The sequence below is a fragment of the Aquihabitans sp. McL0605 genome, from assembly GCF_049993875.1.
In the GTDB taxonomy this organism is placed as follows: Bacteria; Actinomycetota; Acidimicrobiia; order Acidimicrobiales; family Iamiaceae; genus Aquihabitans.
The window spans coordinates 4615051-4637805 of sequence record NZ_CP188252.1 but is presented as its reverse complement, the minus strand read 5'-3'; the positions used below and the strand labels follow the sequence as shown (position 1 = coordinate 4637805).

Here is a 22755-nt window from a genome sequence, read left to right as displayed (position 1 = left end):
TCGCGACCAGATCCGGAGCTGCGGTGGACGCGTTCCCGGCCCGCTGACCTGGAACCGGACATCTTTCCCGAGTTCCGAGTGGGTATTCGACTCTTTTCTGACGGTGTGTCAGACTTCACGCCGACATGGGGCCCGTCGGTGGACGGGCCTACGCAACCTGGGGGACATCACAGAGCATGAAACGACGTTCAGTTCGACACATCCTGTTGGCCACAGCCGCAGCCGCAGCCGGACTGGCGATCGTGAGCGTGACCGGCGGGACCGCCGGCGCCGCCACGGTCAGCCAGACGCTCGACTGCGGCAACCTGGGCGGGACCCAGACGACCAACCTCTCGACCACCGCCCCGGCGACCGTCGCCCAGAACGGCACGTTCTCGGTGGTGCTCGCCCCCTCGGGAGCGCCCGGCAAGGCCGCCGGCGCCGAGATCAAGAACATGGTCACCACGTTCCAGGCCCCCACCGGCTCGTCCATCGTCGGCGGCTCGGCATCCGCCAGCGGCGGCAGCGGCACGCTCGGCGCCTACACCGCCACCATCTCCGGCACCACGGTGAAGCTCACCGTGCCCGGGCCCATCGCCAACGGCGCCTCGTTCGTCAACCCGACGCTCACGTTCCAGCTGAAGGCCACCGGCGCCGTCGCCGCGGTCCTGAAGACCACGTTCAAGCAGGCGGGCGCCTACACCCTCACCGCGGCGGGCTCGGTCAACGTGACCTGCAACGCCACGACGCCGCTCACCACCCTGACGAGCACCACCATCGCGGCGGCCACCACCACCACGACGGCAGCGGCCACCACCACCACGGGCGGCGCCACCACGTCGACGACCGGCGGCGCCACCACCACGGCGGCGCCCACCACCAGCACCACCGCCGGCCCGACCACCACCACCACGACGGCCCCGCCCACGATCACGACGCAGTCGTGGTCGCCCGGCACGGCCTGTGGCGTGGCCCAGTCCACGACGGCCCCCGCCAACACCACCTCGGTGAGCATCACCGCCACCGGCGGCAAGGGCGGCAAGAGCGGTTCGCAGGCCTCGAGCTCCAAGCGTGACGGCGGCACCGGCGGCCAGGCGTTCGGCACCTTCGCCGCCTCGGCGGGCCAGACCTTCACCGGCGTCGTCGGCTGCAACGGCAAGGACGGCATCAACGATGGCGCCAACAGCACCAACGCGGCCGGCTACTCCTACGGCGGCAACACCGGCAACGGCTCGGTCGTCATCCTCACCACCGGCGCCAGCGGCGGCGGTGGCGGCGCCGCCTCGGGCGCCTGCCTCGGCGCCGAGTGCGCCTCGGGTAGCGGCACCCCGCTCGTCGTCGCCGGTGGCGGCGGCGGTGGCGGAGTGAGCAACTGCGCCGGCACCCCGTCGGGCTCCGGCGGCAGCGCCGGCTCCGGCGCCAGCGCCAACGGCGACAACGGGCACGGCCCCGACGGCGCCAACGGCGGCCAGGGCGGCGACTCCGGGAGCAGCAGCTCCTCCGCCCTCGGCGGCAAGGGCGGGCACAACACCGACTCGGCGGTCGGCGACGGCGGCAACGCCCCGTCCACCGGCGCCTTCGACGGCGTCGGCGTGAGCGTGGTCGGTGGCGGTGGCGGCGGCGGCTACGCCGGCGGCGCCCAGGGGGCCAACAACGCGACGGGCTGCAAGGGCGCCGGCGGCGGCGGCGGCGGCTCCTCGTGGGTCTCCAACACCGGGACCAACTCCACCTTTGCGACCGGCAGCACGGCTGGCGTCACCCTGACCTTCACGATCAGCACCCCGGCCGTCACCACGACGACCACCAGCACCACCACCAGCACGACGGCGCCGACCACCACGTCGACCACGCTCAACCCGTGCACGGCCGACAAGGTGCCGTTCCCCACGGTCACGGCCCTGGTGAACCAGCAGTACCAGGACTTCACCGGCGCCGCGCCCACCACGGCGCAGACCAACCAGTGGGTCCCGGCCATCACGAACTGCACGGCGTCGCCCGATGCGCTGATCGTGAGCCTGCTGCCCACCAACGTGAGCAACAGCGACGATGCCCGGCTGGTGCGCCTGTACCTGGCGTACTTCCACCGGCCGCCGGACCCCGATGGCTTCAACTACTGGCAGGCGCAGCTCGATGCCGGCAAGGGCCTGATCAACGCGGCCAAGAAGTTCTCGGAGTCCTCGGAGTTCAAGCGGGACTACGGCACGCTCGACAACGGCCAGTTCATCGACCTCGTCTACCTGAACGTGCTCGACCGGCCCGCCGACCCCACGGGCCGGACCTACTGGCTCGATCGGCTGAGCAAGAAGACGGCCAACCGCGGTGACGTGATGATCAACTTCTCGGAGTCCACCGAGAACATCCGCGACAAGACCACGCACGTGCAGGTCTTCCGGATGTACCGGTCGATGATGGCGAAGTTCCCGTCGAAGGCGGGCTTCTTCGACCTGGTCAACCCGATCCTCAACGACGGCAAGAAGCTCGACGACGCCGCCCACACCATCCGGCTCAGCGCCGCCTACGACGCCCGCGTCTGACCCGCACCACCATCTGCAGTTCACCGAGGCCGGTCCCTCACGGGGCCGGCCTCGGCGCGTACCGTGCCAGCGATGAGCGCCACCACCGAGCCCACCCCGGCCCCCGCCCCGTCCGCACCGGCATCGTGCGACCTGTCCACCCAGTGCGGGCACTGCGGTGGCCCGATGCGCCAGGAGCACGCCCACTACCGGTGCACGATGTGCGGCCAGCGCGACTCCTGCTGCGACGGGCCCTACTGACCGCCCCGCCTGGCGCCCGAGGGCAGCGCCACCGCATCCACCTGTGACTTGACCCGCGGGTCAAGTTACGCTCGCTGGCGATGACGACCACCTCCGACCCCCAGCGCGATCCTCGCGGCGAGGTCGATTGGGAGGAGTGCGAGGACGCCTACGTCGACGGTGACCGGATCTTCGAGCCCGGCACCGCCCGCGCCGCCTTCTCCCACCGCACGTTCCGGACCGTCTACCTCGGCGCGTTCGCCTCCAACATCGGCACCTGGATGCAGAACGTGGTGCTCGGCGCGCTGGCCTACAACCTCACCCACTCCGGGGTGTTCGTCGGCATCATCATCGCCGCCCAGCTCGGCCCCCTGCTCCTGTTCTCCGTCGTGGGCGGCATGATCGCCGACGCCTTCGACCGCAAGCGCTCGCTGCTCATCATCTGCGTCCAGCAGGCGGTGTTCTCGGTGCTCCTGGCGCTCGTCACCATCCCGGCCGATCCCAACAAGGTCGCCATGGTCGTCGTGGTGCTGATCATCGGCATCGGCAACGCGCTCTACGCCCCCATCTTCAGTGCCGTGGTGCCGATCCTCGTCCCCCGCGAAGACCTGTCCGGCGCCATCTCGCTCAACTCCGTCCAGATGAACGCCTCGCGGGTGATCGGCCCGTTCATCGGCGCCGCGATCTACACCACCTGGGGCCCGTCGTGGGTGTTCGTGCTCAACGCCCTCAGCTTCGGCTTCGTCATCCTCAGCCTGCAGCGCGTCACGCTCCCCCCGCCGGTGGCCACGGGCAGCCAGGGCCTCCACCGCCTCCTCGAGGGCATCGACGTCGCTCGGGCGGACCGGGTGGTCCGCCAGTGCCTCATCGTGATCTTCAGCTTCTCGTTCCTGTGCCTGCCGTTCATCACGCAGATGCCCACCATCGCCGACACCAACCTCAGCATCGCCTCGAAGAGCACCCAGTACGGGATCCTCTACGGCTGCTTCGGGCTCGGCGCGGTGATCGGTGCCCTGTCGATCGGCACGGTCTTCGCGTCGTCGTCGAAGGCGCGCCTCACGCGGTTCGGCCTCGTCGGGTTCGCCGTGATGATCCTGACCTTCGGCACGCTGCACAGCGCGACGTCGGCCTACGTCGCCATCTTGCTGCTCGGCTGCGTGTACTTCGCGGTGATCACGTCCCTGTCGACGGTGCTCCAGCAGGACATCGACGACGGCGTCCGGGGCAAGGTCATGGCGCTGTGGATCATGGGCTTCGGCGGCACCGTGCCGTTCGGCGGGCTGGCCGGCGGCTGGGTCATCGAGCAGCTGGGCATCACGCCGCTCGTGGGCATCAGCGCCGTGTTCGCCCTGTTCCTGGCGTGGTGGGCCGACCTGCTGCCGAGCCGGCCCTCGGGAGTCCTCGGGCTGGAGCCGGCGAGCGCCGCGTAGCTCGTCTCGTCGCCCGAGCGGTCAGGGCGCGGTGAGCGCCGCGGCCACCCGTTCGAGGCCGGCCGAACGGCTGGCCTTCACCAGCACCACGTCGCCGTCGCCGAGGCCCAGCTCCCGGAGGCGCTCCAGCGCCGCGCCCGTGTCGGCCACCGCATCGTCGCCCTCGGCGCCGTACCAGGGCTGCGCCACGGAGATGATCCGGATGCCCAGCTCGTCGGCGAGGGCGCCCACCGACCGGTGCAGCTGCTCCTGCTCGTCGCCCAGCTCGTTCATGGTGCCCAGGACGGCGAAGCGGCGGTTGGCGGGGAGCTCGTCGATGGCGCGCAGGGCGGCGGCCATCGAGGTGGGGTTGGCGTTGTAGCTGTCGTCGAGCACGCGGTAGCCCGCGGCCACGTTCACGAGGTCCATGCGCAGCGCCGACAGCCGGGCGCCCCCGAGCCCCTCGGCCACCTGCTCGATGCCGACCCCCAGGGCCAGGCCGGCCGCCGCCGCGCCCAGGGCGTTGATGACCTGGTGGCGGCCGGCGATGGCCAGGTGCACGTCGGCCACGCCCCACGGCGACCGCAGCTCGAACGTGGGGTGGAGGTGCTCGTCGAGGGTGATGTGGGCCGCGTGGACCTCCCCGCCCTCCTGGCCGAAGGTGAGGACGGTGGCCTCGGTGCGGTGGGCCATCGCCGCCACCCGGGGGTCGTCGGCGTTGAGCACCGCCGTGCCCGACGCGGGGAGCCCCTCGATCAGCTCGCCCTTGCCCTGGGCCACGTCGTCGAGCGTGCCGAACGCCTCGAGGTGCACGCCGGCCACCAGCGTGACGACGCCGATGGTGGGCCGTCCGACGGTGCACAGCTCGGCGATGTGGCCGATCCCCCGGGCGCCCATCTCGAGCACGGCGCACTCGGTGCCGTCGGGGGCGTTGACGAGGGTGAGCGGCAGGCCGAGCTCGTTGTTGAACGAGCCCACGCTCGCGGCGGTGCGGTACGTGGTGGCGGCCACCGAGGCCAGCAGGTCCTTCAGCGAGGTCTTGCCGACGCTGCCGGTGATGCCCACCACCCGGTCGCCCAGCCGGTCCCTCGCCGCCGAACCGAGCGCGCTCAGCGCCACGGCCGTGTCGGCCACGCGGATGGCCGTGCCGGCACCGATCATCTCCGACGTGAGGTACGCCGAGGCCCCGGCCCGGACCGCCGTGGTGATGAAGTCGTGGCCGTCGCGCTCGGCGACGATGGGGACGAAGAGCTGGCCGGGCTGCACCAGCCGGGAGTCGATCGAGGCGCCGTCGACCGAGGCCTCCCGGCCGAACACCTCTCCCCCGGTGGCGTCCGCCACCTCCGTCGTCGTGAACCGCATGGCCGTCGACCGTACCCGGCCCACCCCCGCCGCCCGGCCACGGCGCCGACCGATCGCCCCGGGCGGCGCCCGTATGCTCGGCCCCCATGACCGATGGCCCGCCGCCCGTCCGCATCGTCCTGCTCTACGGGGGTCAGTCCGCCGAGCACGAGGTGTCCCGGGTCTCGGCCGCCCACGTCCTGCGGGCGATCGACACCAGCCGCTACGACGTGGTCCCCATCGCCATCACGCCCGAAGGGCGGTGGCTGCGCTCCGACGCCACCCTCGCTGCGCTCCAGGCCGGACCCGACGCGATCCCCGGCGTGCTCGACGCGTCCGGCACCGACATCACGCCGCTGGGCAGCGTCGCCCCGGCCCTCCCCGGCCAGCAGGTCGTGGTGCTGCCCATCCTCCACGGCCCCCGTGGTGAGGACGGCACCGTGCAGGGCCTGCTCGAGCTGGCCGACGTGGCCTACGTGGGCACGGGCGTCCTCGGCTCGGCGCTCAACATGGACAAGGCCACGGCCAAGGTGGTGGCCCAGGCCGCGGGCATCCCGGTGTGCCGCTGGATCTCGGCTCGCGACAGCGAGCTCGACGATGCGTTCATCGCCCGCGTCGGCGCCGAGCTGGGCTGGCCGGTGTTCGTGAAGCCCTCGAACATGGGCTCATCGGTCGGGGTCAGCCGCGCCGACGACCCCGGCGGCCTCCGCGCCGCCCTCGCCGAGGCCACCCAGTACGACGAGTGGGTCGTGGTGGAGGAGGCGGTCGACGCCCGCGAGCTGGAGGTGGGCGTCATCGGCAACGAGGCGCCGCGGGCATCGGTGGTGGGCGAGATCCTGCCCACCCACGACTTCTACGACTACGACGACAAGTACGTCGACGGCGCCGCCGAGATGGTGATCCCCGCCGACGTGCCCCCGGCCGTGGCCGAGGAGATGCGCACGCTCGCCGTGCGCGCGTACCGGGCGCTGCGCTGCGACGGCCTGTCCCGGGTCGACTTCTTCTACGAGTCCGAGGGCCGCGGCCTGCTCTTCAACGAGATCAACACGCTGCCAGGCTTCACCCCGTTCTCGATGTTCCCGTCGCTGTGGGCCGAGTCGGGCCTCGCCTACCCGGAGCTCATCGACGAGCTCATCCGCCTCGCCCTCGCCCGCCACGCCCACCGGTCCCCCCACCGCCGCCTCCGCTGACCCCCTCCCCCGTCTTCTGGTCGATCTTCCCCCTGACGAGGGGACGATCGACCACAGAACCCGGCCCCCACGTTTTGCTGGTCGATCTTCCCCCTCACGCGGGGACGATCGACCACAAGACCCGGGTGGTCAGGTGAGGGCGGCGAGGAGCGAGTCGAGGACGGCTCGGCGGCGGGCGCGGAGCCAGGCGATGTCGGCGGGCAGGCCGAGGTCGGCGCGCACCTCGGCCTCGGTGGCGATGCCCACCACCCGGGCCCCGGCCGCCAGCAGCACGCGGCGGATCTGGTCCTCGTCGACCGCCGCCCCGCCGGCCAGCACGCCCGACGCCGCCGCCACCAGCGGCTCGGCCGCCCGGGCCAGGTGGGTCGACGCCGGCGGGCCCAGGCGCGACACCTCGCGGACCACGGCCAGCAGCTCGGGCCGGACCGAGCCGAGCCGGAAGGTGGCGTCGACGACGGCGATGATCTGCGAGGCCAGGTCGGGCCCGGCCCCGATGGCCGCCTCCGTCAGCTCGTGGCCGAGCTCCCCCACGGCGTGGTCGACCACGCCGAACAGGAGCACCTCCTTCGACGGGAACCAGTAGAGGAGCGTCTGCTTGCGGACCCCCACCTCGGCGGCCACCGAATCGAGCGACGTGGCCTCGACGCCGCGCTCGGCGAACGCCCCCAGGGCCGCGCCGAGGATGCGGTCCCTGGTGCTCACCCCTTCGCGCATCGCTTCGGCCACGGGACTCCTCGACAGGTCGTCGCCGCCATGCTCGCACACTTCTCTACCATCTGGTAGACAGAACCGGTGATCGCCGACGACCTGGCCGGGAAGCGCATCGCCGTCACCGGCTCCACCGGATTCCTCGGGACCGCGCTGGTCGAGCGCCTGCTGCGATCGGTGCCCGACTGCGAGCTGGTCCTGCTGATCCGCGCCGGCCGGATGCGCAACGTCGAGCAGCGCGCCCAGCGGGAGATCTTCAAGAACAACTGCTTCGACCGGCTCCGCGACGAGCTGGGCGGCAAGGCGGCGTTCGACGAGCTCGTGGCCCGCCGGGTGCAGATCATCCAGGGCGATGTCGGCACCGACCTGCTGGGCCTCACGCCGGAGGGCCGCGAGCTGCTCGCCGGCTGCGACATCGTGATCCACTCGGCCGCCACGGTGAGCTTCGACTCCCCGCTCGACCTCGCCGTCGAGGTCAACCTCCTCGGCCCCACCCGCATCGCCCAGACCCTCCAGGACCTCGGCGTGGCTCCCCACCTGGTGGCCGTCTCCACCTGCTACGTGGCGGGCAACCGCCGGGGCGCGGCGCCGGAGATCCGGGTCGACGAGAGCCCCTTCTGGATCTCCGACATCAACTGGCGACGAGAGGTCGAAGGCGCCCGCCGGGTCCGCTCCGACGCCGAAGCGGCCAGCCGCGTCCCCGAGCAGCTCGCCACCTTCATGGTGAAGGCCCGCGACGAGCTGGGCGGAGCCGGCACGCCGCTGCTGGCCAGCAAGTCCGAGCAGCTCCGCCAGGAGTGGGTGAAGGCCCAGCTGGTCGACGCCGGCCGCGCCCGCGCCACCAGCCTCGGCTGGCCCGATGCCTACGCCTACACCAAGGCCCTCGGCGAGAAGGCCCTGGCCGAGAACCGCGGCAACGTGCCGGTGAGCGTGGTCCGCCCCGCCATCATCGAGTCGGCGTGGTCCGAGCCGGTGCCGGGCTGGATCCGCGGCTTCCGCATGGCCGAGCCGGTCATCATCAGCTACGCCCGCGGCCTGCTGAAGGAGTTCCCGGGCGTCCCCGAGGGCACGGTCGACGTCATCCCGGTCGACCTCGTGGTGGGCGCCATCATCGGCGTCGCCGCCCGCGGCCCGGTCAACGCCGACGGCTCGCCCGACATCACCCAGGTGGCATCGGGATCGGCCAACCCGCTCAAGTACGAGCGCCTCGTCGAGCTGGTCCAGGGCTGGTTCAGCGAGCACCCGCTCTACGACGCCTCCGGCCAGCCCATCGCCGTGCCCGACTGGGGCTACACCACCCGGAACCGGGTGCAGAGCCAGCTCGGCCGGGCCAAGGCCCTGCTCGACATGACCGAGTCGGCCATCGGCTCGCTCCCCCTGCGCGGCAAGCAGGCGGCGTGGTCGGCCAAGGTCGAGGAGCGGCGAGAGGTCGTCAGCCGGGCCCTCACCTACGTCGAGCTGTACGGCGCCTACACCGCGTGCGAGGCCATCTACGGCGTCGACAACCTGCTCGGCCTCCAGGCCTCGCTCTCGCCCAGCGACCAGATCGCCTTCTCGATGGACCCCCGGATCGTCGACTGGCCGCACTACGTGCACCAGATCCACCTCCCGTCGGTCGTCGAGCACGCCCGGGTCCGCACCGACGGCAAGAAGGGCCGCGGCGAGTCGCGCGAGGTCCGGCTGCGCCGCCAGGTCCTCGCCCCCGAGCGCCAGATGGCGGCGTTCGACCTCGAGAACACGCTCATCGCCTCGAACGTCGTCACCAGCTACGCCTGGCTCGCCAGCCGCCGGCTCGACCGCGACGACAAGCTGCGCCTCACCGCCAAGCTCATCGGCGAGGCCCCTGGCCTGCTGCGCATGGACCGCTCCGACCGCAGCGACTTCCTCCGCTCGTTCTACCGCCGCTACGAGGGCGCCTCGGTCGCGCAGCTGCAGGAGGACTCGGCGGAGATGCTCTCGCAGCTCATCCTCACCAAGAGCTTCCCCGCCGCCATCCGCCGGGTGCGCGAGCACCGGGCACTCGGCCACCGCACGGTGCTCATCACCGGTGCCCTCGACTTCGTGGTCGAGCCGCTCAAGCCGCTCTTCGACGACATCGTCTCGGCCTCGCTCGCCGTCGGCGACGACGGCCGCTACCTCGGCCAGATGGTCGACGTGCCGCCCACCGGCGAGAGCCGGGCCTCGGCGCTGTACGACTACGCCGCCGCCCACGACATCGACCTGGCCGAGTGCGTGGCCTACGCCGATTCGTCCAACGACCTGCCGATGCTCGAGGTGGTGGGCTTCCCCGTCGCCGTCAACCCCGAGACCCGCCTGGCATCGCTCGCCCGCAAGCGGGGCTGGCTCATCGAGCAGTGGGCCAAGGCCCCCGGCTTCAAGCCCTCTCCCATCCCGCTGGCGCCCAAGCGCTCCGTCGCCAAGGCGGCCCCCCGATGAAGGCCCTGCGGTTCTCCCGCAAGCCGGGGAAGTACGTCGCCGCGGGCGTGGCCGGACGGATCGCGGCGGGCAAGGGTGCTTCGGTCGGGCCGCTCAAGCTCGTCGACGTCGACGACCTCAAGCTGCCCGCCGACGACTGGGTGCGCCTGCGCCCCCGCCTGGCCGGCATCTGCGGTTCCGACCTGGCCACCATCGACGGGCACAGCAGCCGCTACTTCGAGCCGATCGTGTCGTTCCCGTTCACCCCGGGCCACGAGGTGGTCGGCGACCTCGAGGACGGCTCGCGGGCCGTCCTCATCCCGATCCTGTCGTGCGTGACCCGCGGCATCGAGCCGGTCTGCGGCGCCTGCGCCGCGGGGCGCACCAACCACTGCGGCCGCATCGCGTTCGGCCACCTCGAGCCCGGCCTCCAGAGCGGCTACTGCGAGGACACGGGTGGCGGCTGGTCGGGCGAGATGGTCGCCCACCCGAGCCAGCTCCTCACCATCCCCGACGACCTGAGCGACGAGGCCGCCGTCATGGTGGAGCCCCTCGCGTGCGCCGTGCACGCCGCCCGCAAGGTGGCCGCCACCGGGCCGCACCAGCGCATCGCGGTGATCGGGTCCGGCACGCTCGGGCTGCTCACCATCGCCGCCCTGCGCGCCGAGGGCCCGTCCGGCACCGTCATCGCCACCGCCAAGTACCCGCACCAGCACGTGCTCGCCCTGGGCCTGGGCGCCGACCAGGTGGTCAGCCCGCGCACGCTGGGCCGGGTGGTCCGGAGCCTCACCGGTGCCTTCGTGTTCGACGGCGGCCAGCTCACCGACGGCGTCGAGCTGGTGGTCGACTGCGTCGGCACCGAGGCCAGCCTCACGCAGGCCCTCCAGGTGGTGGCGCCCGGCGGCCAGATCGTGGTGGTCGGCATGCCCGGTCACACCACGCTCGACCTCACCAGCCTGTGGCACCGCGAGAGCAGCATCTCGGGCAGCTACGCCTACACCCGCCCCGACTTCGAGCGGGCGCTGGAGCTGGCCCAAGAGCACGACCTCGGCCGGCTCGTCAGCGCCACCTACCCGCTCGACCGCTACACCGTGGCCATCGAGCACGCCGCCAACGCCGGCATGCGAGGGGCCGTCAAGGTCGCCTTCGACCTCCGCAAGAAGCCGAAGGCCAAGCGGTGAGCCGGCTCGGTCCGGCACCGACCAAGCGCAAGAAGCTCCGCGCCCCGTCGGCCATCGTCCGGGCGTTCTGGGAGCGCATGGAAGCCCGCGACTGGGAGGGAGCCCGGCTCCTCCTGGCCGACGACCTCGTCGTCATCTGGCCCGCCACCGCCGAGAAGTTCGACGGCGCCGACACCTTCATCGCCATGAACCAGGCCTACCCCGGCGACTGGCACGTCGAGGTCCAGCGGGTCAACGCCGACGGCCGCCACGTCCTCGCCTGGATCGAGGTCCACGTCGGCGACGAGCGCGCGTTCTGCGCCCAGCAGGTCGTCGTCACCGACAAGAAGATCCGCTCGTCCATCGACCTCTGGGTCGACGAGGGCGAGTCCGAGCCGCCGGCGTGGCGCGTCGACCTGATGTCGCGCATCGCCACCAAGACCACCTCCCCCGCACCCTCCCTCCACGAGGAAGCATCCTGATGCCCCGTCCCGGTTTCGTCCTCGACGTCGACAAGTCGACGCCACCCGTCCTCTTCCACCACGGCGAGGGGTTCCGGCTGGAGAAGCTCCCCGCCGACCGCACCCGCGTGATCTACCCGGGCGAGCCCCTCGACGCGCTCGACGACGTCGAGGCCGAGATCCAGCACGCGCTGCTCAACCCCCTCGAGATGGACCCGCTGCCCACGCTGCTCAAGCCGGGCATGAAGCTGACCATCGCGTTCGACGACGTCTCGCTGCCGCTCCCGCCCATGAAGCGCCCCGACATCCGCCAGCGGGTGATCGAAGCCGTGCTCGACATGGCCGCCGCGGCCGGCGTCGACGACGTCCACCTCATCGCCGCCCTGGCGCTGCACCGGCGGATGACCGAGGACGAGCTGCGCCAGGCCGTCGGCGACCGGGTGTACGACGCCTTCGCCCCGCAGGGCGCGCTCTACAACCACGACGCCGAAGACCCCGACAACCTGGCGTTCCTCGGTGAGACCAAGCACGGCGAAGAGGTCGAGATCAACAAGCGGGCGGCCGAGTCCGACCTGCTGATCTACGTCAACATCAACATCGTCAGCATGGACGGCGGCCACAAGAGCACCGCCACCGGCCTGGCCAGCTACCGGAGCATCAAGCACCACCACAACGTGCACACCATGGAGCACTCCAAGAGCTTCATGGACCGCCACAACTCCGAGCTGCACCACAGCAATTGGCGCATGGGCAAGGTCATCGCCGACGCCGGGGTGAAGGTCTTCCAGATCGAGACCACCATCAACAACGACACGTTCGGCCAAGACGGCCCGATGAGCGTGCTCGCCAAGCGCGAGTGGGAGTGGACGGCCAAGGACCGCGTGTCGTTCATCGGCATGCAGCAGGGGCTCAAGCGCGTGTCGTCGAGCACCCGCCGCAAGATCTTCCAGGCCCACCGCGCGCCCTACGGCGTCACCTCGGTCACCGCCGGCGCCATCGAGCCCGTCCACGAGCGCACCCTCGAGAAGTGCTTCGACCAGCACATCGTCGAGGTCGAGGGCCAGACCGACATCCTCACGATGGGGCTGCCCTACATCTGCCCCTACAACGTGAACTCGATCATGAACCCCATCCTGGTGATGTGCCTCGGGCTCGGGTACTTCTTCAACATGTACCGCGGGAAGCCGCTGGTCCGCGAGGGAGGCGTGCTGATCATGACGCACCCCACGCCGTGGGAGTTCCACCCGGTCCACCACCCGAGCTACATCGACTTCTTCGAGCAGGTCCTGGCCGACACCACGGACCCCAAGGAGATCGAGCAGAAGTGGGAGAAGCAGTTCGCCGAGGACGAGTGGTACCGCCACCTGTACCGCACGAGCTACGCCTACCACGGCGTCCACCCGTTCTACATGTGGTACTGGGGCAGCCACGCGCTGAAGCACCTGGGTCGCGTGATCATCGTCGGCGGCGACAAGCGCGCCGTCCACCGCCTCGGCTTCAAGGCCGCCTCCACCCTCAACGACGCCTTCGAGATGGCCGAGGACGTCGTCGGCCGGCACCCCACCATCACCCACCTCAAGAACCCCCCCATCCTCATGGCCGACGTGAAGTGAGGGCGGGCTGATGGTGGATCGCAAGGGGGTGGAGAAGCTGCTGGCCAGTGCGCAGAAGGCGCGCGCCAAGGTGCCGCCCGTCCGCGCGCTCGTCTCGCAGACCACCTTCCCGTACCGGGCGCCCACCACGCCGCTCACGGTCGAGCCGGCGCCGCAGGAGCAGAAGCTCCTCGGCCACTACGACTCCGAGTGGGCCCGCAAGATGCCGGCCCGCTACGCCCGGTTCTTCCTCACCGAAGGCGTCGTGCGGCCGATCATCGCCGGGCTCGCCCAGCCCGAGCGCAACGGCCTCGACCGCCTCGCCGACCTCGAGGGCCCGGTGATCTTCGCCGCCAACCACCACAGCCACGTCGACGCCGGCCTGCTCATCACCTCGCTGCCCGAGCCGTACCGCCACCAGGTGTTCGCGGCCGCGGCCGCCGACTACTTCTTCGACAGCCGGGTGAAGGCCACCGCCTCCGCCCTGGTCCTCAACGCCATCCCGATCGAGCGCACCAAGGTGGGCCGCCGCTCCGCCGACCAGGCCGCCGGCCTGATCGACGACGGCTGGAGCATGATCATCTTCCCCGAGGGCGGCCGCTCCCCCGACGGCTGGGGCCAGCCCTTCCGCGGCGGCGCCGCCTACCTGGCGATCCGCTGCGACGTGCCGGTCGTCCCGGTCCACATCGCCGGCACCGGCCGCATCCTGCCGAAGGGCAAGAGCCGCCCGAAGCCGCAGCGCACGGTGGTCACGTTCGGCACGCCGCTGCGCGCCGCCGACGGCGAGCGCTCGCAGCCCTTCGCCGACCGCATCGAGTCCGCCGTCGCCGCCCTGGCCGACGAGGCCACGACGGACTGGTACTCGGCTCGCCGCCGCGCCGCCGCGGGCGAGACGCCCACCCTGGCCGGACCGCAGTCGGGCGCGTGGCGGCGCACCTGGGAGCTCACGGGCCAGCGCAAGCGCCCGTCGACCTCCAAGCGCTGGCCCGAGCTCTAGCCGGCCACCCCCGCACCACCGCCGTCGTCGAGCTCGGCGGCGGCGGGCATCGCCGGCACGGTGCCGGCGCGGGTGACGGAGATGGCGGCCGCGTGGTTGGCGCGCTCGAGCGCCGGGAGCAGGTCATCGCCTCGGGCCAGACCGGCGGCGAGCACGCCCAAGAAGCAGTCGCCCGCGCCCGTGGTGTCGACAGGCTGGACGCGGATGCCCGCCAGCACGTGATCGCCCGAGGGCCCGCTCGCCACCACCCCATCGGCGCCGAGCGTCACCACCACGATCTGATCGCCGGTGCGGATCCGCTGGGCGTGGGCCAGGGCCCCCGCCGAGTCGGCCGCGGGCTCGGTGCCGGGACCGACCAGCGCGGCCGCCTCGTGCTGGTTGACCACCACCACGTCGGCCGACGGGACGAGGGCCACGCCGTGGCCGATGGGCGACGGGTTCAGGATCGACCGGGCGCCCGTCACGTGGGCCACCATCAGTGCGCTCGTGACCGCGTCGACCGGAACCTCCAGCTGGGCCACCACCACGTCGCGGGCGGCGATCGGCACCTCCGGGAAGGTGGTCCGGGCGTTCGCGCCGGCGGACACGGTCACGGTGTTGGCCCCCGCCTCGTCGACCACGATCAGCGCGCTCCCGGTCGCGGCATCGGCCACCGCCACCACGTGGGCCACGTCGATGCCCTCGTCGCGCGCCACCCCCTGGAGCCAGCGCCCGTCCGCATCGTCGCCCACGGTGCCGAGCAGCGACGCGTCGGCGCCCGCCCGCACCGCGGCCACCGCCTGGTTGAGGCCCTTGCCGCCCGGAAGGGGGGCGAGCATCTCGCCCACCACCGTCTCCCCCACCGCCGGGTGGCGCACGACCCGCCACGGGCGGTCCACGTTGAGGCTGCCGACCACCCACACCCGACCCATCCCGGCATCCTGCCCCACTACCGTCGCCGATGTGACCGATCCCGTGCGCCCGCGCATCCTCGTCGACTGCGACCCGGGGCACGACGACGCCATCATGCTCATCTGCGCGGCGGCGTACGCCGATGTGGTGGGCATCACCACGGTCAGCGGCAACGTCGGCCTGCACCACACCACCCGCAACGCGCTGGCCGTCGCCCGGCTCCTCGACTGGGACGTGCCCGTCCACGAAGGCGCCGCCCGGCCCCTGCTCGCCGACCCGATCGACGCCGCCGAGGTGCACGGCGAATCGGGGATGGACGGCACCAACCTCCCGGCCCCCGACCGCCAGGCCGGCCCCGATGGCGTGGGGTTCCTGCTCGACGCCACCCGAGCCGAGGAGGGGCTCTGGCTGGTGGCCACCGGCCCGCTCACCAACGTGGCCCTGGCCCTGCGCCGCGATCCCGGGTTCGCCAGCCGGTTGGCCGGCATCTGCCTCATGGGCGGCGGCGCCCTGGGCGGCAACGTCACCGCGGCCGCCGAGTTCAACGTGTACGCCGACCCCGAGGCTGCCGCCATCGTGTTCGGCGCCGACTGCACCGTCCGGATGTGCGGGCTCGATCTCACGCACCAGGTCACGGGCAACCAGGCCCTGCTCGACCGGCTGGCCACCGTCGGCGGCCCGGCGGCGGTGCTGGTCACCGAGATCATCGCCACCGAGCTGGCCGCCTTCGGCCGCTACGCCTCGTCGTCCACCGAGCCGCCGCTGCACGACCCCGTCGCGCTGCTGGCCGTCACCCACCCGCACCTGTTCACCGAGCAGGCCACCCCGATCCACGTGGAGACCGCCGGCAACCTCAGCCGCGGCGCCACCCTGGTCGACCGCCGCATCTTCACCGCCCAGGGCACCCGGCCGTCCGAGTCGGGGGCCCGCACCCGGTGGGTCCACACGGTCGACGCCCCGGCCGCCCTCGACCTGATCGTCGAGGCGTGCGCGCTCTGGGCCTGACCACCCGTCAGGTCACGGTACGGTCGCCACCGTGAGCAGCACAGGGGACCACACCAGCACCACCTCGCCGGCCGGGGGGCCGCCGGCCGGGCCCTACCAGGGGTTCGGCGGGAAGGTGGGCAACACGTTCGCCGGCTCGGAGAGCTGGTGGCCGCCGCGGCCCGAGCCGGGTGCCGATGCCCCCAACATCGTGATCGTCCTGGCCGACGACCTGGGCTTCGCCGACCTCGGCTGCTACGGCTCCGAGATCCCCACCCCCAACCTCGACCGCCTGGCGGCCGCGGGCCAGCAGTTCACCAACTTCCACGTCACGCCCATGTGCTCGCCCACCCGCGCCGCGCTGCTCACCGGTGTGAACCCGCACCGGGCCGGCGCCGGCCACGTCGCCAACTCCGACCCTGGCTTCCCGGGCTACGCCGCGGAGCTGGCCGACGACGTGGCCACGGCCGCCGAGGTGTTCCGCGACGCCGGCTACTCCACCTTCGCCATCGGCAAGTGGCACCTCACGAAGGACAGCGACCTGTCCGATGCCGGCCCTCGCCACAGCTGGCCGTGCCAGCGCGGGTTCGACCGCTACTACGGCGTGCTCGACGCGTTCACCAACCTCCACCACCCCCACCGCATCGTCGAGGACAACCACAGCCAGGAGCTCGACCAGTACCCCGACGGCTACTACGTCACCGACGACCTCACCGACCGGGCCATCTCGATGATCCGCCACTCGAAGGCGTCGAACCCGTCGAAGCCGTTCCTGATGTACTTCGCCCACATCGCCATCCACGCGCCGCTGCAGTGCAAGGCGAGCGACCTGGCCCGGCACCACGGCCGGTACGACGCCGGCTGGGACGCCATCCGCCTGGCCCGCCACCAGCGCCAGATGGAGCTGGGCCTGCTGCCGGAGGGCACGGCGCTGGCCCCGCGCAACAGCGAGGACGGCGACGAGGTCGCCCCCTGGGACACCCTCGAGCCCGTCGACCAGGCCCTCTTCGCCCGGTACATGGAGGTGTACGCCGCGATGGTCGACGCCGTCGACCAGTCGGTCGGCCGCCTCTACGCCGCGCTCGAGGAGCTGGGCGAGGCCGACAACACGATCTTCGTGTTCCTGTCCGACAACGGCGCGTCCCGCGAGGGCGAGGACGTCGGCACCACGTCGTACTTCCGCACGCTCGTGTCGAAGAACGTCACCGACATGGAGGACCTCGACTTCGACCGGAGCCGGATCGATCTCGCCGGCGGCCCGCAGACGCTGGTCCACTACCCCCGGGGCTGGGCGATGGCGTCCACCACCCCGTTCCGGCTCTACAAGATCAACACCCACGCCGGCGGCCACTCGGTGCCGTTCATCTTCCACTGGCCGGCCGGGCCCGCCGCCGCCGGCCTCCGGGACCAGTGGGCCCACGCCACCGACCTCCTGCCCACCCTGTGCGAGCTGAGCGGCGTCACCCGTCCCGACGCGCGCAACGGCATCGCCCTGCAGCCGCTCACCGGCCTGTCGATGGGAGCCGTGCTGGGCGACCCGGCCGCGCCGCACCCCCGCGGCGGGCAGCACCTCGAGATGGCGGGCCACCGGGGGTACTACGACGGCGAGTGGGAGATCGTCACCCGCCACCAGCCGCTCACCCCCTTCGGCGACCACGAGTGGGAGCTGTACCACCTGGCCACCGACCGCACCGAGACCCGCAACGTGGCCGCCGACCACCCCGAGCGGGTGGCGGAGATGGCGGCGGCGTGGGAGGCGGCGGCCCGGCGGAACCAGGTGTACCCGCTCGAAGAGGGGTCGCGGCTGCGCTACGTGGTGCGCCCCGACTTCGACCTGCCCCTCCAGCAGCCGGTCCGCATCGTGGCGGGAACCCACACCCTCGAGCGGTACCGGTCGCAGATGCTCATCCAGTGGCGCTCGTTCGACGTCGACGTGGAGCTGCACCACCGGGCCGGCGACCGCGGCGTCCTCGTCTCGCACGGCGACCAGGGCGGCGGCTACTCGCTCTACGTCGACGACACCGGCGAGCTCGTCTTCGCCCACAACGGCTACGGCACCATGACCGAGCTGCGCTGCGGCCCGGTGCCCGACGGGGCCGAGCACATCCGCCTCGCCATCGAGGCGCCCGGCAGCTGGCGCTGGAACGCGAAGGTGGCGGTCGACGGCACGGACGTGGGCTCGGTCGACGGCCTGGTCATGCTCGGAGCCATGGCGCCCTTCGAGGGCATCAACGTGGGCATCGACCGCCGATCGCCCGTGAGCTGGGCCGTCCACGAGGCCCACGGGACGTTCCCGTACTCGGGCGACCTGGTCGCCGTCAGCTACACGCCGGGCACCCCGGCCCCCGATGCCGGCGGCAACTTCATCGACCTCCTGCGGGAGATCGGCCTCCGCTACGAGTGACCGGCCGGCCCGGCGGTCGGCCCGGCGGTCGGACCGGCCGCCAGCTCGGCGGCCTTGGTGGTGAGGTAGTCGCGCTCGCGGAGGTTGGCGGTCCCGGCCGCCGCGGCGCGCAGCTCCACGACCGCGGCGTCGCGGTCGCCGGCGCGCTCCAGCAGGTGGCCGCGCACGGCGTGCAGGCGGTGGTGGTCGCCGAGCTGCTCGTCGAGCCCGGCCAGCAGGGCGAGACCGGCCTCGGGCCCCTCGGCCATGGCCACCGCCACGGCCCGGTTCAAGGTGACCGTGGGGTTGGCGGTCAGGCGCTCGAGGAGGGCGTACAGCGCGGCGATCTCGGCCCAGTCGGTGTCGTCGTGGGAGGTGGCCCGGTCGTGCCCCGCCGCGATGGCCGCCTGCAGCTGGTACTCCCCCACCCGGCCGTTCGGCAGTGCCTCGTTGAGCAGCACGATGCCCTCGGCGATCTGCTCGCGGTCCCAGCGGGAGCGGTCCTGCTCGGCCAGCGGGATGAGCTCGCCGCCGGGACCCGTCCGGGCCGGACGGCGGGCATCGGTCAGGACCATCAGGGCGAGCAGGCCGGCCACCTCCGGATCGTCGGGGGCCGAGCGCCGGACCAGGCGGGTGAGGCGGATGGCCTCGCCGGAGAGGTCGGTGCGAGCCAGCTCCGGGCCGCCGCTGGTGGCGTAGCCCTCGTTGAACAGCAGGTAGAGCACGTGGAGCACCGACCGCAGCCGCTCCGCCCGCTCCTCCGGTGAGGGCGGGGCCAAGCCGTCGGGATCGCTCTTCACCTTGGCCTTGGCCCGGCTGATGCGCTGGGCCATGGTGGCCTCGGGCACCAGGAACGCGGCGGCGATCTCTCGAGTCGTGAGGCCACCGACGGCGCGCAGCGTGAGCGGGATCGCCGACGCCGGGGTGAGCGACGGGGCGCAGCACAGGTACAGGAGCAGCAGCGAGTCGTCGCGGCCCGTCACCGCCTCGGGCTCGGTGAGCGACCACGACGCGGCCAGGTCCTCGCGCCGGCGCCGGGCATCGTCGCTGCGGTACTGGTCGGCCATGCGGCGCGAGGCCACGCGGATGAGCCACCCCAGCGGCCTGTCCGGCACGCCGCGCTCGGGCCAGGCGGTCGACGCGGCGACGAGCGCCTCCTGCACCGCGTCCTCGGCGTCGGCGAAGTGGCCGTAGCGGCGCACGACCGCCCCGAGGACCTGCGGCGCCAGGTCGCGCAGCAGGTCCTCGGTGGTGGGCGCGGAGCTCACACCTCGGGGTCGGGGGCGCTCATCACCTGGCGGAGCTCGATCGGCTGCTGGATCGGCACCCCATCGGGGCCGGGAGCAGCCGACACGCGTCCTGCCAGCTCGACGGCCCGCTCGTAGGTGTCGACGTCGACGAGGCGATAGCCGGCGAGCAGCTCCTTCGCCTCGGGGAACGGTCCGTCGGTGACCACCGGGGCGTGGACGCCGTCGGACGTGACCAGCTTGGCCTGATCGGGCCCGGCGAGGCCCTGGGCATCGACCAGCTCGCCGGAATCGACGAGCTCCTGGTTGAGGCGGATCTGGAAGTCGATGTGCGCCTGGAAGTCGGCCGCCTTCCACTCGTTGATCGGCGGCGCCCCGGAGGCGGGCTCGTTGTAGTTCTGCAGCAGCATGAATCGCATCGTTCGGTCCTTCTCGTCGGTGGCGGCGCCCCAGCGGCGCCGCTCATCGGGATGTCGGAGCTGGGATCCGATCCTCTACATCCGGGCAGCAGGAATCCTCAGGCGCCGATCACCGGCGGGTTGGGGTGGCCGGCGGCCTCGCACAGCGCCGCGTAGAACTCGTAGACCATCTGGGCGTCGATCACCAGGTCGACGGAGCCGTCCTCGGCCAGGTTGAGGTTGGCGCCGTAGATGGCGAACCACACGTCGGTGACCTCGGTGTTGGTCTCGGGCACGATCAGGGTGTGGACCGAGCCGGCGGGCTCGAACAGGTACGACCCGGCCCGGTTGACCTCGGGGTACTCCTCGTACTTCCACGACCCCGACTGGGTGAACGCGAAGACCTGGCCGGTGTGCTTGTGCTTCTGCACCCGGCTCCCGGGCTGGAAGCGGTTGCGGATGACCCAGAGGCCGTTGGGGATGTCGATCTGCAGCACCTGCAGCTCGACGCCCTCGTCGATGGTCACGAAGGGCAGTTCGTCTTCGCCGCGGTGGAGGGCGGCCGGGATGTCCATGAGCGTCATGGCCAAAGCCAACCACGTCCGCCGGTATCGTGCCCGTCGTGCCCGAGACCCCGTTGCGCATCGGCCTGCTCCAGTGCGGCCACGTCCACCCCGAAGTTGCCGCCGACCTGGGCGACTATCCGGAGCTGTTCGCCGAGCTGCTGGCGCCGCACGGCATCGAGCTCACGACGTTCGATGTGGACCACGACCAGTTCCCCACCGACCTCGAGGCGTTCGACGGCTGGGTCATCTCGGGCTCGGCCAACTCGGCCTACGACGATCTGCCGTGGATCCACCGCACCGAAGACCTGCTGCGCCAGATGATCACCGACGAGATCCCGATGGTGGCGGTGTGCTTCGGCCACCAGCTGCTCGCCCAGGCCATGGGCTCCACCGTGGCCAAGGCAGCCGACGGCTGGGGGGCAGGCGTGCACGCCTACGAGTTCCTCGGCGAGCCCGAGCCGTGGATGGTGCCACCGCCGTCGGCGCCGGTGCGGGTGATCGCCAGCCACCAGGATCAGGTCACCGCGCTGCCCGATGGCGCCGTCCTGCTGGCCCGCACCGACCACTGCCCGATCGCGGCGTTCACGCTCGGCCCCACGGCCTTCGCCATCCAGCCCCACCCCGAGTTCACCGCCGCGGTGTCCCGCGGTCTGGTGGAGCGCCGCCGGGACCGCATCGGAGCCGAGGCGTCCGATGCCGCGCTGGCCTCGCTCGATCAGCCGCTCGACCGTGATCTCGTCGGCGGCTGGATGGCCGCGTTCCTGCGCCAGGCGGCTGCGGTCGCCCGAGCCCGTCCGTAGGCTGGCGCAGCAGATCCGTCACCGAGGAGAGCCCATGAGCGACCTGTCCGACGTCAACGAGTTCAACCGCGGGGTCATCGAGCAGTTCCGCGAGAGCGGCGGCAACCCCGGTCCTCCGTTCGAGGGAGCACCGCTGCTGATCCTGCACTCCACGGGCGCCAAGTCCGGCAAGGTCCGCCTGGCCCCGATCGTCTACCGGAAGGTGGGTGACAGCTGGGCGGTGTTCGCATCGAAGGCCGGCGCGCCCAACAACCCCGACTGGTTCCACAACCTCGTCGCCAACCCGAAGGCCAGCATCGAGGTCGGCGCCGACACCATCGACGTGGTCGCCCGCGTCCTCGGCGACGAGGAGCGCGAGCCGATCTGGACCGAGCAGAAGCAGGTCATGCCCGGGTTCGCCGAGTACGAGCAGAAGACCGACCGCCAGATCCCGGTCGTCCTCCTCGAGCGCGCCTGAGCCACGGTGACCGTCCTGATCACGGGGGCCACGGGGACCGTCGGCTCGGCCCTCGCCACCCGGCTGGTCGCCGATGGGCGCCCCGTCCGGGCGCTCGTGCGAGACGTCGAGCGGGCCCGCAGGCTGCTCCCCGATCAGATCGAGCTCGTGGCCGGCGACGTGGTCGACCCTCCGTCGGTCGCCGCCGCCACCAAGGGCTGCGAGACCGTCTTCCACGTGGCCGGGCTCCCCGAGCAGTGGCGCCGAGACCTGGGCGAGTTCGACCGCGTCAACGCCGGCGGCACCCGCACCGTGGCCGAGGCGGCGCTCGCCGAGGGCGTCGGCTCGTTCGTGTTCACGTCCACCATCGACGTGTTCGAGTGGCCCACCGCGCCGGGCGCCACGTTCGACGAGTCGGCCCTCGCCACCGCCGACAAGCACACCCACTACGAGCGGTCGAAGCAGCAGGCGGACCGGATCGTCACCGCGCTGATCGACCAGGGGCTGCCGGCCCGGTTCGTGGCCCCCGCCGGCGTGTTCGGCCCAGCCCCGGTCATCACGCCCGGCGCCAACCACCTGATCCGGCGCCTGCTGCTCAACCAGATCCCCGTGTCGCTCCCCGGTGGGCTGCCGGTCGTCTACGGGCCCGACGTGGCCGACCTCCACGTGCTGGCCGAGCAGGCGCCCGTCGGTTCCCGCTACATCGGCTCGGACCACTACGTCACGCTCGAGGAGCTCGCCCGGGCGGTGGCGGCCATCGAGCCATCGGCCAAGGTCCCGCGCACCCTGCCGGTGGCCGCCGCCCAGGCGATCGCCGTCACCGGCGAGGCCATCGCCAAGGTCACCCACAAGGCCCCGCTGCTCACCACCGGCGAGCTGAGCTTCCTCACGGGCGACGTCCGGCCCGACGCCACCAAGGCGCAGACCGAGCTCGGCTGGAAGGTCACCCCGTTCCCCGACGCCCTCGCCACCACCATCGCGCAGCTCCGGCCCCTGCTCCAGGCCTAACCCTCCCCAGGGATGGCGGGGGTCGAGGCGCCTCGAC

At 72.2% G+C, this 22755-nt stretch carries 20 protein-coding genes; 14 read left to right on the top strand and 6 right to left on the bottom strand.

Annotation, left to right across the window (positions count from 1 at the left end):
* Positions 1–248: 248 nt before the first annotated feature.
* The 3 genes from ACPPVX_RS21530 to ACPPVX_RS21520 all read left to right on the top strand — a co-directional run bounded on the left by ACPPVX_RS21530 (position 249) and on the right by ACPPVX_RS21520 (position 4162).
* The gene (locus ACPPVX_RS21530; RefSeq protein ID WP_426572634.1) at positions 249–2513 is read left to right on the top strand and encodes a DUF4214 domain-containing protein; all 2265 of its coding nucleotides are present in this window, start codon (positions 249–251) and stop codon (positions 2511–2513) included.
* 72 nt (positions 2514–2585) lie between these two features.
* The gene (locus ACPPVX_RS21525) at positions 2586–2753 is read left to right on the top strand and encodes a hypothetical protein (RefSeq protein ID WP_426572633.1); all 168 of its coding nucleotides are present in this window, start codon (positions 2586–2588) and stop codon (positions 2751–2753) included.
* Positions 2754–2833: 80 nt separating this feature from the next.
* Positions 2834–4162, top strand: coding sequence for an MFS transporter (locus ACPPVX_RS21520; protein ID WP_426572632.1), 1329 nt, complete (start codon positions 2834–2836; stop codon positions 4160–4162).
* Positions 4163–4183: 21 nt separating this feature from the next.
* Here ACPPVX_RS21520 and ACPPVX_RS21515 read toward each other — a convergent pair whose 3' ends face one another.
* A complete protein-coding gene (locus ACPPVX_RS21515) occupies positions 4184–5503 on the bottom strand; it encodes a UDP-N-acetylmuramoyl-tripeptide--D-alanyl-D-alanine ligase (protein ID WP_426572631.1) in 1320 nt (439 codons plus the stop codon).
* An 86-nt stretch (positions 5504–5589) separates the two neighbouring features.
* Here ACPPVX_RS21515 and ACPPVX_RS21510 point away from each other — a divergent pair, with 86 nt between their 5' ends.
* Positions 5590–6672 (top strand): D-alanine--D-alanine ligase family protein, encoded by a 1083-nt coding sequence (locus tag ACPPVX_RS21510; RefSeq protein WP_426572630.1) that lies wholly within the window; start codon positions 5590–5592, stop codon positions 6670–6672.
* A 129-nt stretch (positions 6673–6801) separates the two neighbouring features.
* On the opposite strand, the gene ACPPVX_RS21505 is transcribed toward ACPPVX_RS21510, so the two are convergent.
* On the bottom strand, positions 6802–7398 hold the full coding sequence (locus tag ACPPVX_RS21505) for a TetR/AcrR family transcriptional regulator (RefSeq protein WP_426572629.1): 597 nt from the start codon (positions 7396–7398) through the stop codon (positions 6802–6804).
* A gap of 66 nt (positions 7399–7464) precedes the next feature.
* Here ACPPVX_RS21505 and ACPPVX_RS21500 point away from each other — a divergent pair, with 66 nt between their 5' ends.
* Genes ACPPVX_RS21500 through ACPPVX_RS21480 form a run of 5 tightly spaced genes read left to right on the top strand, consistent with a single transcriptional unit; the run spans position 7465 to position 14005 of the window.
* Positions 7465–9816, top strand: a complete 2352-nt coding sequence (locus ACPPVX_RS21500) for an HAD-IB family hydrolase (RefSeq protein ID WP_426572628.1) — start codon at positions 7465–7467, stop codon at positions 9814–9816.
* Positions 9813–10976 (top strand): zinc-dependent alcohol dehydrogenase, encoded by a 1164-nt coding sequence (locus ACPPVX_RS21495; protein ID WP_426572627.1) that lies wholly within the window; start codon positions 9813–9815, stop codon positions 10974–10976. Before ACPPVX_RS21500 ends, ACPPVX_RS21495 begins: the two co-directional genes overlap by 4 nt.
* On the top strand, positions 10973–11437 hold the full coding sequence (locus ACPPVX_RS21490; RefSeq protein ID WP_426572626.1) for a nuclear transport factor 2 family protein: 465 nt from the start codon (positions 10973–10975) through the stop codon (positions 11435–11437). The genes ACPPVX_RS21495 and ACPPVX_RS21490 overlap by 4 nt, the downstream gene beginning before the upstream one ends.
* A complete protein-coding gene (locus ACPPVX_RS21485; RefSeq protein WP_426572625.1) occupies positions 11437–13029 on the top strand; it encodes a lactate racemase domain-containing protein in 1593 nt (530 codons plus the stop codon). Before ACPPVX_RS21490 ends, ACPPVX_RS21485 begins: the two co-directional genes overlap by 1 nt.
* Before the next feature lie 10 nt (positions 13030–13039).
* Positions 13040–14005, top strand: a complete 966-nt coding sequence (locus ACPPVX_RS21480; protein ID WP_426572624.1) for a lysophospholipid acyltransferase family protein — start codon at positions 13040–13042, stop codon at positions 14003–14005.
* Here ACPPVX_RS21480 and ACPPVX_RS21475 read toward each other — a convergent pair.
* Positions 14002–14916, bottom strand: coding sequence for a ribokinase (locus ACPPVX_RS21475; protein ID WP_426572623.1), 915 nt, complete (start codon positions 14914–14916; stop codon positions 14002–14004). The two genes, ACPPVX_RS21480 and ACPPVX_RS21475, sit on opposite strands and share 4 nt — an antisense overlap.
* A gap of 31 nt (positions 14917–14947) precedes the next feature.
* Between ACPPVX_RS21475 and ACPPVX_RS21470 the strand changes: the two genes are divergently transcribed.
* Positions 14948–15901 (top strand): nucleoside hydrolase, encoded by a 954-nt coding sequence (locus tag ACPPVX_RS21470; protein ID WP_426572622.1) that lies wholly within the window; start codon positions 14948–14950, stop codon positions 15899–15901.
* Positions 15902–15932: 31 nt separating this feature from the next.
* Positions 15933–18284, top strand: a complete 2352-nt coding sequence (locus ACPPVX_RS21465) for an arylsulfatase (RefSeq protein ID WP_426572621.1) — start codon at positions 15933–15935, stop codon at positions 18282–18284.
* On the opposite strand, the gene ACPPVX_RS21460 is transcribed toward ACPPVX_RS21465, so the two are convergent.
* The 3 genes from ACPPVX_RS21460 to ACPPVX_RS21450 all read right to left on the bottom strand — a co-directional run bounded on the left by ACPPVX_RS21460 (position 18275) and on the right by ACPPVX_RS21450 (position 20492).
* Positions 18275–19531 carry an RNA polymerase sigma factor gene (locus ACPPVX_RS21460; protein WP_426572620.1) on the bottom strand — a complete coding sequence of 419 codons (1257 nt, stop codon included), beginning with the start codon at positions 19529–19531 and terminating at the stop codon, positions 18275–18277. The two genes, ACPPVX_RS21465 and ACPPVX_RS21460, sit on opposite strands and share 10 nt — an antisense overlap.
* Positions 19528–19929 carry a YciI family protein gene (locus tag ACPPVX_RS21455; protein ID WP_426572619.1) on the bottom strand — a complete coding sequence of 134 codons (402 nt, stop codon included), beginning with the start codon at positions 19927–19929 and terminating at the stop codon, positions 19528–19530. The genes ACPPVX_RS21460 and ACPPVX_RS21455 overlap by 4 nt, the downstream gene beginning before the upstream one ends.
* Positions 19930–20027: 98 nt before the next feature.
* A complete protein-coding gene (locus ACPPVX_RS21450; protein WP_426572618.1) occupies positions 20028–20492 on the bottom strand; it encodes a 2,4'-dihydroxyacetophenone dioxygenase family protein in 465 nt (154 codons plus the stop codon).
* 38 nt (positions 20493–20530) lie between these two features.
* Between ACPPVX_RS21450 and ACPPVX_RS21445 the strand changes: the two genes are divergently transcribed.
* From ACPPVX_RS21445 to ACPPVX_RS21435, 3 genes are read left to right on the top strand one after another with little or no spacing between them, the layout of a single operon-like run.
* Entirely contained in the window at positions 20531–21274 is a 744-nt protein-coding gene (locus ACPPVX_RS21445; protein WP_426572617.1) for a type 1 glutamine amidotransferase, read from the top strand.
* A 34-nt stretch (positions 21275–21308) separates the two neighbouring features.
* Positions 21309–21731, top strand: a complete 423-nt coding sequence (locus tag ACPPVX_RS21440; protein WP_426572616.1) for a nitroreductase family deazaflavin-dependent oxidoreductase — start codon at positions 21309–21311, stop codon at positions 21729–21731.
* A gap of 6 nt (positions 21732–21737) precedes the next feature.
* A complete protein-coding gene (locus tag ACPPVX_RS21435; RefSeq protein WP_426572615.1) occupies positions 21738–22718 on the top strand; it encodes an NAD-dependent epimerase/dehydratase family protein in 981 nt (326 codons plus the stop codon).
* Positions 22719–22755 lie beyond the last annotated feature (37 nt).